Source organism: Eudoraea sp. (assembly GCF_049669105.1).
Taxonomy (GTDB): domain Bacteria; phylum Bacteroidota; class Bacteroidia; order Flavobacteriales; family Flavobacteriaceae; genus Eudoraea.
Genome location: NZ_JBATKE010000183.1, coordinates 1 through 11,446, shown reverse-complemented (window position 1 = coordinate 11,446; position 11,446 = coordinate 1). Strand labels below are relative to the sequence as shown.

Below are 11,446 nucleotides of genomic sequence, written 5' to 3'. Positions count from 1 at the left end.
GTTTCAAACTGTTTCAGGATCTTTAACTCAGGCATTAGAGGTCAGGTCTGGCGAAACCTTACTTATCAGAGGTGGAACATCTTCTATAGGAATGCTCTCATGCCAATTGGCAAAGCATTTGGGGTTGACCGTTATATCTACCACCAGGAACAAGTCGAAGAAGGAGTTCTTAATAGAAAATGGGGCGGATCATGTCCTTATTGATAATGGAACAGTTGCAGAGGAACTTAAAGAATTGTTCCCTGATGGTGTAAACAAGGTGTTGGAATTAATTGGCATAAAAACTTTGAAGGATTCTTTAAAGTGTATAAAACGAAGGGGGATAGTATGCATGACAGGAATACTTGGTGGCGAATGGACGCTTAAGGAATTCACGCCCATGGGTGACATCCCTTCTTTGGGAAGATTGACAGTATACATGGGAGACGCGGCTAATTTAAAGAAAGACTTATTACAAGATTTTATTGATGCAGTTACGGATGGGGAGATTACCCTTAATCTAGACAAGGTTTTCCGTCTCGACCAAATCGTTGAAGCTCATAGGTATATGGAAAGTAATTTAGCAAAGGGAAAAATAGTGGTTGAAATATAGGTCCGCAAGTTCAACCATATAGTAATAAAGAAGTTAAGTCCTATGCTTTAAATTTGGGAACGCAGTACCGGGTTATTTACACAAAACAAAAGTCCTTCATCGAAAATTGGAAGTTTTTTATTAGCTGTCAATCCATCCCAAACCAGGACTTTCAGAGGGATAGAGTATACCATTTTTCATTTCGAAAATACCTTTGAACGGATCGTTTTCCATATCCAAATGCCCATCAAGATCTGCATACTGGATATTGGGGCGTGATAAAGCAAAATGAAGGCCGGCCGATATTCCTAAACTACATTCATCTATACAACCAACCATAACTTCCAGATTAGCTGATTTTGCGACTGAATTAATATGCTTTGCCTCGGAAATACCTCCCACTTTCATCAATTTAATATTAATCATATCAATGCGCTCATTCTGAGCAAGCCGAAAAGCATCGGCCAGAGTTTTTATACTCTCATCGGCCATTACAGGTATATGCACCTGATCTGTTACCTTACCCAATTTCTTTTCACGTTCAACTTTTGTGGGTTGTTCAAATATCTGGATCCCAATTTTTTTAGTTGCTTCCACAAAGGCAACAGATTCTGCAACATTATAGCCCTGATTACCATCAAACCGTAGTATGAGTTGGGGGTATTTTTCATGCACCCGCATCATTTTTTCAATATCTTCCTGCAAATTATGTCCTCCTTTTATTTTAAGAATGGTAAAACCCTGCTTTACAAATTCAGAGGCTCGTTGTAGGGTATCCTCCAGTGGTAATATTCCAATTGTAATGCTGGTGGAAATGCAATTCCGATATCCCCCAAGAAATTGATACAAAGGCACCTCTGCTTTTTTTGCTATAAGGTCGTGCAGGGCAATATCGACCATAGCCAGAGCAGATGATTTCTTCCCGAGCAATTCCTTTAGTTCTGCCAAAATCTTATTATAGGTAAATGGATTTTTACCTTTTAAATAAGGAATAATAATATCTTTTATAGCTTGTTCAACCTGCTCCGGACTCTCCCCTGTTACAGTGACATCCGGTGCTGAACAACCATAAGCTGTCCATTTACCTTCTGTCTCCAGCTTTAGAATAAAGTTTGTCGTTTCTTCAATGGTCTCATAAGCAATGGTATAGGGCTCCACAAGTTTTAAATGAAGTCGCTCATAAGATATCTTTGTGATTTTCATTAATACCGCTTTTGATATAAATCTTTTAAAGGGGCATTTTTAATAGATTCAACAAACCTAATCATATGCAGGATCATCAGTTCCCACATTTTTTTACCTTTTTCAGCAGTAGCCTTGGTAGCATCTCCCATAATTCCGCTTTCTGATATTTTATGGGTATGTACATACCAGTTGACGCTGGATTCGCTGTCATAGTCCAGGTATCTATTGTCAAACATCATTGTCTCATTAACAGCCTTGTCCATTTGAACCAATTCCGGACGAAGTGCAAGGGTGGTACTGGTTTCAATTTCACCGGCATGAATATCATTAGGAGTATCAATTAATTTATAAAGGAGGGCATCACTGGTTTCCCCGGTGTCTACACAAACAAAAATATTAGTATCCCTGGTGATCATCTGCGCCGCATAGCTCAGCGTAGGCGCATTATCTCCATGCCCATTGAGAATTATCAGCTTTTTTATCCCATTCTTGGCAAGGCTCATTCCCAGATCATACACAAATTTAGAAAGCGCATCATTTGTAACACTAAGCGTGCCTTTAAAATCATCGTGATGAAATGACACCCCGAAAGGAATTGTAGGCAACACTAATGGCTTTGGGTCTTCACAGCCTTCAGCTACCTTGTAAGCAAGGTATTTGGCATCATAATAATCCACATCCACCGGCAGGTGAGGTCCATGCTGCTCTACGGCTCCGCATGGCAGAATGGCGGTATCTACCGTTTTAAGGTATGCTTCTATTTCCGGCCAGGTCATTTGCTCCCAAAGGAAACCTGTTTTTTTAGTTGTTGTTTTCATTTTCTTTAGTTAAAAAATAAGGAATATTAAGTTGCTCCTCATCAAATACGAAGGTATGCCATTTTCGATCTTTTAATCGTACCGCTCCCTCCGAATATTGTGCGAAAATACGGAACAGTGGTTCTCTGATGTATTTGGGTATATCTTCCAAATGACTTCGTTCCCTGTCAAAGCGGAGTTGTACAATTTCAGGATGTTCCTTCGCCAGTTTAAGGGTATGTTCGTTCTCATCGATGAGTTTCTTATTCAGCAATATATGGAATAGTTGTGCCGCATCGGACCCAAGCTGTTTAATACTCTGTTTTGTGAGGGCATCCAGTCCTTTTTCTATTTGTTCATCTGAATAGCCACACCTTTTTGGATCCTCATCCAATGCCTTTAACATACCTACAATTCGCCTGCATTTTTCACAATTCCCACAGGGCAGCATTCGTCCATCGTGCTCGTGTGCAGCATGACAGGACACCTGCTGTTTTTGCAGTTCAGGGTATCGTTTTACCAACACCTTTAATATCAGGAGTTCCCCCAGGCTTCGCAAAATAGAATATTGATAAATATTCCACCCTTTTTTATGATAGTATCGGCTCAGGGCATTATCGAAATAAGCGCTCTGGTCATATAGGCCCTTATAATGTGTTATCCCGTTGTGGTTGCCTTTTAAAGTAGTATCGTATTCATTCCCTATCAGAATATTTCCAATATTTCGATTACGTGCAACAGGCAATACCCCGAAAAGAAATACAGCCACTGTCCATAATCTTATAGGATAGATGTCAGCCCTAATATTCTGAAAGTTTTCTTTAATAAAAGGCATCTGCCGTACCATCCAATTAAAGATACGATCACTGTTACACCAGGGTTTGACCGTATTGGGTTCCGTTTTTTGAAAGTATTTAAAGGCATTGACAGCTGTAAACCAATGCCGTCCGGATTCATTGATAAAGATCGGGTGTGCTTCTCCAATTTCTTTAATCAACCCATACGTCAGCAAACTGTCTTTACCTCCACTACTTAAAATAGCGTACTGTGATTTGTCTGTTTCCGACATTTCCTTTTTGAGTACCAAATGATAAAATTGGGTATTCGTGAAATTTAATTTCGCTGCCGTATAACGATCCATTTTTTTTGCGGTAATTGCATCAAATGGTGGTTTTAAAAATTCATTTTTGGTCAGGAATTTATTGACCAATATTTCCCTGGAAGTGTTTTCCAGCATATCGAGGAGAAATCGTTTATCAGTCTGATCAAAAAGACCATCAAACTCAATGCTTTCAAAAAAAAGTCCGTAATTTAAAGCTACCTGGACCACCATAAGTGATGCCAGGTTGACTTCATCCGGATTTTTTCGGTCAAAATAGGTATTATCGTAGGAATAGATCAGCTCATTTTTCTCTTCACTCCCGTCATTTTTCACAATCGTATAAACCGCTTTTACGCGTTTGGGCTCAACGATTAAATTATGTACCTTAAGTAAGGGAAAAACAACAAGTGATCTAATGTCCATTATTTAATTTTCGCCTTCAATAAATCAATTAGCTCTTCAGCCCCGAAGGCTAATACATCAAAAGCAGGTAAGCCGGTTTCTTTCGTTATTGCCTCACAGGCAGGTAAAATCTCATCTTCGGTCATTAATTCATGGTTAACGGTAACCGCCAGCACCTCTTTTCCTGATATAACTTCTATGGCATTGATCTGTTCTTTTAAAGAATGAAGTTTATATCCGGGAAATCCGTCATACTCTAGTCTTTTTGGAGCGTGCTGTAAAATGACATAGTCGGGTCTTCCGGCCGCAAGAATTTCAAATCCTCCTGGATAGGCTGGATTCATGAGGCTTCCCTGACCCTCAATTATGACCACATCAGGGTTTTCATTTTTCCATGCACTTACTATTGCGTGTTCTATTTCACCTGAAACAAAATCATTAATACAACTGTCCAGAATCATACTGTATTTAGCACCCTGCATCCAACCGGTCTGGCCTGTACCTATCATTTCTGCTTTCAGCCCTGCATCTCGGAATCCATGAACCAGGATCCAGGCGGTTGTACGTTTTCCCAATGCAGAATCTGTTCCCAGGACGGCCAGTTTCAGGCAATCTACTTTTTCTATTTCACCAGTAAAAAAATGAAGTTTATCTCTTTCAGGCGTCATTCGCACATCCCTGATTTTACATCCACATTCATCAGCTAACCTTGCAATTGCTTTATCCTTAGATAAAAAATCATGCAGACCACTATCCACATTCCACCCCATTTCCAGAGCTTCTTTTACCGAAGATTTCGCCAAAGGTGTTAATCGGCCTCCATCTGGCGCGAGCCCTATAACAAAATATTTGGGCAAGTTTTTTGTTTCTGTCAGAGCCTTGGTGGCAGCAGCAACCGATCTAAATATGGGTATTTTATAGGTCTTGCCGTCCAAAACCTCACCTGCATCTTTCCCTGCGTATTTACTATCAATAACTCCCACAACTTCATAACGCTCTGTAAATCGAACCAATCCATGGGCTGTTTTTCCGTTTGGAGTATTGAATGCACCCTCACAATATACCAAGGCTTTTCCGTCTATACTTTTTTTCATTGTCTAAATTTTAATACTTAGTACCTGGCTGTTAAAACAGCCACAAACCGGTCGGGTTCAAAATCCAGTTTTGCATCAAGTTCTAATAATGCAATAAGGCCGGCTGTAGCTGCAGGCAGAATTCTTAGCCCCTCCTTTTTAAGCAAAAGTGAACTCATATCCTTCAACTTTTTATCGCTTATATTAAATGCGTCACCCTTGGATTCCCTTATGGCGTACAGTGCTTCGTCTCCGTCAAAACTGTGCCAGTTAATAAGAGGTTCATTGTATTGTGTTTCCTTAATAACTTCCGGACTCAAATCTTTACAAACATCTAAGCCTAGTTTAAATGACTGCACTATTGGATTCTTTCTGCTTGATGAAGCAGCTATCATCTTTGGAATTCTCGAGGTTTTTCCTCTTTTATACAAACTCACAAAACCGCGGTAAATTCCGGCAAATAGCGTTCCGTTAGATACTGGAGCCGCACAATATTTAGGGGCGTCCCCAAGGTCTTCCACAATTTCGTTGGCAATTTTGGAATAGGCGGAAATTTGCAAGGGAGTGTTGGCTCCCCCTGGATTCGCATCATACCACTCGTTTTGCCTGGCCAGTTCACTGCTCTTAATAACTACTTCCTCATAGCTGGCAGGGAGCCGAATAATTTCTGCATTCAATATTTCCATTTCCTTAATGCGTTCTGTATGATATGCTTCAGGAATAAATATTTTACACTTAATTCCGGCTAAATTGGCCGCCAGAGCCATTGCTACTCCGTAGTTGCCACAAGTTGCCAGGGAAACTACATCGAACTCCCTGCGCAATGCATCATAAATCTGGGCAAAAGCTATACGGTCCTTTTGGGTTCCGGTGGGATTGTCACCTTCATATTTTGTATACAGTTGACGAATATTAAACTCCCGTTCCAACGTCTTGGCTCTGTACAGCCCTGTATCCCCAACTTCAATATTGGTGATATCCTCATAACTTTCCAACCTGTCTATCAGAGTATTCTCCTTGTTCCGTACATATAAACTTAAGTTACTGGTCTCCGTAGAGACTTTGTTTTCAGCGGTTTTAACCCCATCTTTCAGATCCATTTTAAAACACTTCTATTTTGAATAAATGTAAACTAAATATATGTTCTTCGGTGATCAAAAAACAGATTAAATTACATATAATTCCAACCTCTAAATTGGAGAAAGGATTCTTGTTTCGGTGAAATTTGCTATTTAAAACATGATTAGATACCCGTTTTCAATCAACAAACCACCTAATAGCATTAGGGAAACGCTTGTAGGACAATCCTAAATAAGCTACATTGTAATACCATAAAATCAGGAAATGCAAAAAGCAACTTCATCAAGAGCAGCCAATAAAACAGGATTAGCCCCTGGTACTATCGTTTATGTTGGGAATAAAGCCAAAAAAGAATTGTTTATAGATGTCTTTGATTATAACAAGGATTATCTGGACGAAAAGCAACTTAAAGATATTGAAGAAGCCTTTACCTATGAAAATAAGGAGACCATAACATGGATAAATGTCAACGGGCTTAATCACGTTAATGAAATTGAAAAATTGGGGAAAGATTTTGAGCTGCATCCGCTAATCATAGAAGATATTGCCAATACCAAGCAAAGGCCCAAACTGGAGGAACATGAAGAATATATTTTCGTAGTGTTAAAAATGCTTTATTTTGATCAGGAACAGAATCTAAAATTTGAAAATATAAGTTTCATTCAGGGTTCCAATTATGTATTGTCTTTTCAGGAAGCGGATGGTGATGTTTTTGATTCGGTCAGGGAGCGATTGCGGAACAGCAAAGGCAGGGTTAGGAGCCAGGGTGCAGACTACCTGCTTTATGTACTCATGGATGCCATAGTGGATAATTATTTTAATCTCATGGAGGTGATGGGTGAAAAAATAGAAGAATTGGAGGAAAATTTATTTGAAGAAAAATCAAATAATGATCTTATTCAGGAAATTCACAACCTAAAAAGGGAAATACTAAGAATACGCCGCGCTGTTTATCCACTTAGAGAAGTGGTAAACCGCATGGATAAAGTTGAGACCTCACTTGTTACTGAAAAAACACAATTGTACTTAAGAGATTTGTATGACCACGTTATTCAGGTCTCGGAAAGTATAGATATTCAGCGGGAATTGATCTGGAGTTTGATGGATATGTACATGACGACTATCAGCAACCGGATGAATGAAGTAATGAAAGTGCTAACCATTATGGCTACCATCTTTATCCCCCTTACCTTTATAGCCGGAGTGTATGGAATGAATTTCGAAAACATTCCAGAGCTTAAATTTCAATACGGGTATTTTGTGCTCTGGGGCGTAATGGTTGTGGTATTTTTAGGTATGCTCTACTACTTTAAACGCAGAGAGTGGCTTTAAAATGCAGCTACTAATCCAATAAATTATTCAATCAATAGAGTGCCATTAACTTATCATTCTTTTTCTTCTTTTTGGCAGATTTTTTTCTTTTTACATAGTATTTCCCCTCCTTTTTGGAAAATAATTCAATACTTACCCCAACAGTAACACCACCTAAGACAGTTGCCGTTAAATCGCCATTATCCCAATTCCCCCCATTACCTTTATCTATGGCCTCCTTGGTTAAGCCCGCCATTAGGCTGGCTGCCACAGAGCCGGTAACCGTCCAGAAACGATTTCTTTTACTTATTTTTGAAGCTATTAACGCACCGGCTGCCCCTGAAAATGCACCGGCAGCAAAATGAAGGGCCTTGTCTTCCTCTATCTGACTTCTCATTGAAAACTGAATAAAAAGAAGCATCACTAAAATACTGGTGATAGGTGATCTCATCAACCTAAAATAAGAATATATTACGAAAAAGAGTATCTCCCGTTTAAATTAAAGGACATATGAATATAATTAATCGATTATTTGTATTAATATTTTGTGTTACATCTCCTTTAGATGCTTACTTTTCCCTACATTTATTGGTCTAAATTTTAGAGCACTATGAAGATAAATTCCATAATCCTTTTGGCCTTAATTGTTATAGGCTGTAAGGATAATAGCACCAAAGATCAACCTCAGAAAATAGAAAAAAGGTTTTCATATTCCAACACTGTAAATCCCGATGATTTTTACGCTGTTGTTGGGGGCGATAGCATTAGCCTCTATACATTGACCAACAAAAACGGGCTTAGAGCAGATTTTACTAATTATGGACAACGGTTAATTTCTTTACATGTACCCGATAAAAATGGAGCAATGGGCGATGTTGTTCTGGGGCTTTCCACACTGGATGGCTATTTGAATGGTCCTAAAAATAACTTTGGAGCTGTAATAGGCCGGTATGGAAACCGTATTGCAAAGGGTGAATTTTCTATTAAAAACACAAAATATAAACTGGCGAAAAATAATGGTGAAAACCATTTGCACGGCGGTAATATTGGTTTTGATGCAGTCATCTGGAAAGCCAGGCAAACCGCAGCCAACCAAATTGAATTTATCCGCGTTTCACCTCATATGGAGGAAGGTTATCCAGGTAACCTGGATGTCAAGGTTACCTATACTCTTTCCGATGATAATGAATTAAAAATCAGCTATGAGGCTACTACAGATAAAACCACGATTATTAATCTAACCAACCATTCCTATTTTAACCTTAAAGGTGAAGGCAATGGGGATGTTAATGATCATATAATGATGATCAACGCCTCTGCATATACCCCGGTGGATAACGGACTTATCCCTATTGGCACCATTGAGAGTGTTGATGACACACCCTTTGATTTTACCACGCCGAAAACAATTCGCAGAGACCTGGATAGTAATCATGCACAGATGGTTATAGGAGGCGGCTATGATCATAATTTTGTGCTGAACCAATCTCCTAAAAATAGTGAAGGGCTTGTTTTGGCAGCACGGGTATCCGAGCCTACAAGTGGCAGAGTAATGGAAGTGTACACTTCCGAACCTGGTGTCCAGTTATACGGCGGCAACTTTTTAAATGGGAGCAGTATTGGTAAAAGTGGAAACCCTTATATGAAAAGAAACGCTTTTTGCTTGGAAACACAACATTTTCCAGATTCTCCAAACCAGCCAAACTTCCCGAGCACCTTATTAGAACCGGGAGATAAATACAAATCCACAACTGTTTATAAATTCGATGTATTAAAATAAATAATTTTATATTTTACAACTAATCCCTGATAATTATGCAAGTACAATGGAAGGGCGTTATGCCCGCTGTAACTACCAAATTCACAGAGGCCGATACCCTGGATTTAAAGATGTTTGAGGTAAATATAAATGCTCAGGTCCAGGCGGGTGTTAGCGGAATTATACTGGGAGGCACCCTGGGCGAAGCCAGTACACTTTCAGATGATGAGAAGAGGATCCTTATTGAGACCACTGTTGGCATTGTAGATGGGAAAATTCCTGTTATCATAAACATTGCAGAACAATCCACCAAAGGAGCTATTATGGCTGCAAATAATGCATTAAAGTATGGTGCAAGCGGACTTATGATGCTACCGCCAATGCGCTATAAAGCAAATGATTTTGAAACGGTTACCTATTTTAAGGCTATTGCCCAAAGCACTGACCTTCCAATCATGATCTATAATAATCCGGTTGATTATGGAATTGAAGTTACCCTGGATATGTTTGAAGAAATGTTGCAATGCAACAACATACAGGCGGTAAAAGAATCTACCCGTGATATTTCCAATATCACCCGGATAAAAAACCGATTTGGAGATCGGTTAAAAGTACTTACGGGGGTAGATACCCTCGGACTTGAAAGTATATTAATGGGGGCCGATGGCTGGGTAGCCGGCCTCGTCTGTGCCTTTCCACAGGAAACCGTTGCTATTTACGAACTGGCAAAAGCCGGCAGAACTGCCGAGGCTTTGGAAATCTATCGCTGGTTTTTACCGCTATTGGAATTGGATATAAGCCCGCAACTGGTACAGAATATTAAATTGGCTGAAGTTGCCACAGGAATAGGCACAGAAAATGTGAGGGCACCCAGACTCGCGCTACAGGGAGACGAACGCCAAAGGGTTTTAAAAATTATAGAAGAAGGAATGCGTACCAGGCCCTCATTACCAGATTATAAAGCCTTGAAAAAATCAACTTATCATACGGCATAACGAAGAAAAATATGATCACAGGAAAAAATTATATCGGAAATAAACTCTCTGCCAATGGCAGCAATACCTATAAAACTTTTAACCCCAAATTAAATCTGGAGAACAAATGGATTTTTTATGAAGCCACGGAAGAGGAGCTGAATGAAGCTGCAAAATTGGCCTCAGAGGCTTTTGAAAGTTATAAGAATTTCACAGCTGAACGTAAGGCCGGCTTTTTAAGAGTTATTGCGGATGAGATCGAAGCTCTGGGTGATTTGCTTATTGAAACCTATTGTTTGGAAAGCGGTCTCCCCGAAGGCAGGGCAAAAGGGGAACGCGGGCGCACGGTCGGTCAGTTAAGAACCTTTGCCAACACTTTGGAAGATGGTTCCTGGGTAGAGGCCAGTATTGATACTGCGCTGCCAGACAGGACTCCTGTACCAAAACCCGATATAAGAAAGATGCTTTTCCCTATGGGGCCTGTTGCTGTATTTGGTTCCAGTAATTTTCCGCTAGCCTATTCCACTGCGGGTGGGGATACTGCCAGTGCACTTGCAGCCGGTTGTCCGGTTATTGTAAAGAGTCATCCCATGCATGCTGGAACAGGGGAACTGGTAGCCTCAGCCATTCAAAAAGCAGCAAAAAAAACAGATATGCCCAATGGAGTCTTTTCTAACCTGAATAGTAGTGGAATTGAAGTGGGTCAGCAACTTGTTAAACACCCAGTGATAAAGGCAGTTGGATTTACGGGTAGTATCAGGGGTGGAACAGCCTTGCAAAAATTGGCCAATGAGCGTCCGGAACCTATTCCTGTTTTCGCAGAAATGGGCAGTATTAATCCCGTGGTGGTATTGCCTTCTGCCCTTCAAGAAAAGGCAAGTTCTTGGGCTGAACAATACGCCGGATCTATTATGTTGGGTGCTGGGCAGTTCTGTACCAATCCCGGACTTATTTTAGGCCTGAAAAGTGAAGCCCTGGATACTTTTATCAGTTCCCTGGGGAAAGAAATTGCGAAGCTGGAACCTAGTTGTATGTTGCATCCCAACATTTATGGCAATTACGAAAGAGGCAAACAAACAGCTGCTGCCCAGTCCGGTACCAGCCCAATAGCAAAATTTGTAACAGAACCACAACCCTATTTTGCCCAACAACTTGTGCTTACAACCGAAGGGAAAAATTTTCTGGAGAACCC

11 protein-coding genes are annotated in these 11,446 nt (G+C 40.1%); 5 read left to right on the top strand and 6 right to left on the bottom strand.

Translation table 11 applies throughout. The features are described from left to right. A partial coding sequence (locus WBM60_RS14230) for a zinc-binding dehydrogenase (protein WP_424283229.1) occupies nt 1-592 on the top strand: 592 nt, incomplete at its 5' end. Between the two features lie 120 nt (nt 593-712). Here the strand turns inward: WBM60_RS14230 and WBM60_RS14225 are convergent. From WBM60_RS14225 to WBM60_RS14205, 5 genes are read right to left on the bottom strand one after another with little or no spacing between them, the layout of a single operon-like run. Beyond that, nucleotides 713-1,774: a mandelate racemase/muconate lactonizing enzyme family protein gene (locus WBM60_RS14225; RefSeq protein WP_424263330.1), complete on the bottom strand. Its 1,062-nt coding sequence runs from the start codon at nt 1,772-1,774 to the stop codon at nt 713-715. After that, on the bottom strand, nt 1,774-2,574 hold the full coding sequence (locus WBM60_RS14220; protein ID WP_424263328.1) for a creatininase family protein: 801 nt from the start codon (nt 2,572-2,574) through the stop codon (nt 1,774-1,776). The genes WBM60_RS14225 and WBM60_RS14220 overlap by 1 nt, the downstream gene beginning before the upstream one ends. Continuing rightward, the gene (locus WBM60_RS14215) at nt 2,558-4,078 is read right to left on the bottom strand and encodes a hypothetical protein (protein ID WP_424263326.1); all 1,521 of its coding nucleotides are present in this window, start codon (nt 4,076-4,078) and stop codon (nt 2,558-2,560) included. The genes WBM60_RS14220 and WBM60_RS14215 overlap by 17 nt, the downstream gene beginning before the upstream one ends. Then, nucleotides 4,078-5,151 carry a DUF1611 domain-containing protein gene (locus WBM60_RS14210; protein ID WP_424263324.1) on the bottom strand — a complete coding sequence of 358 codons (1,074 nt, stop codon included), beginning with the start codon at nt 5,149-5,151 and terminating at the stop codon, nt 4,078-4,080. Before WBM60_RS14210 ends, WBM60_RS14215 begins: the two co-directional genes overlap by 1 nt. Nucleotides 5,152-5,168: 17 nt before the next feature. Next, nucleotides 5,169-6,230 (bottom strand): pyridoxal-phosphate dependent enzyme, encoded by a 1,062-nt coding sequence (locus WBM60_RS14205; RefSeq protein ID WP_424263322.1) that lies wholly within the window; start codon nt 6,228-6,230, stop codon nt 5,169-5,171. A 244-nt stretch (nt 6,231-6,474) separates the two neighbouring features. Here WBM60_RS14205 and corA point away from each other — a divergent pair, with 244 nt between their 5' ends. Then, on the top strand, nt 6,475-7,542 hold the full coding sequence (gene corA, locus WBM60_RS14200) for a magnesium/cobalt transporter CorA (RefSeq protein ID WP_424277051.1): 1,068 nt from the start codon (nt 6,475-6,477) through the stop codon (nt 7,540-7,542). 31 nt (nt 7,543-7,573) lie between these two features. Here corA and WBM60_RS14195 read toward each other — a convergent pair whose 3' ends face one another. Further along, on the bottom strand, nt 7,574-7,972 hold the full coding sequence (locus WBM60_RS14195; RefSeq protein WP_424283228.1) for a hypothetical protein: 399 nt from the start codon (nt 7,970-7,972) through the stop codon (nt 7,574-7,576). 159 nt (nt 7,973-8,131) lie between these two features. Between WBM60_RS14195 and WBM60_RS14190 the strand changes: the two genes are divergently transcribed. The 3 genes from WBM60_RS14190 to WBM60_RS14180 all read left to right on the top strand — a co-directional run. Next, nucleotides 8,132-9,301 (top strand): aldose epimerase family protein, encoded by a 1,170-nt coding sequence (locus WBM60_RS14190; RefSeq protein WP_424263316.1) that lies wholly within the window; start codon nt 8,132-8,134, stop codon nt 9,299-9,301. Nucleotides 9,302-9,336: 35 nt separating this feature from the next. After that, complete coding sequence (locus WBM60_RS14185) at nt 9,337-10,275, top strand: dihydrodipicolinate synthase family protein (RefSeq protein ID WP_424263314.1); 939 nt, start codon at nt 9,337-9,339, stop codon at nt 10,273-10,275. A gap of 11 nt (nt 10,276-10,286) precedes the next feature. Next, nucleotides 10,287-11,446 (top strand): aldehyde dehydrogenase (NADP(+)) (locus WBM60_RS14180; RefSeq protein ID WP_424283227.1); only part of this gene is annotated, 1,160 nt, incomplete at its 3' end.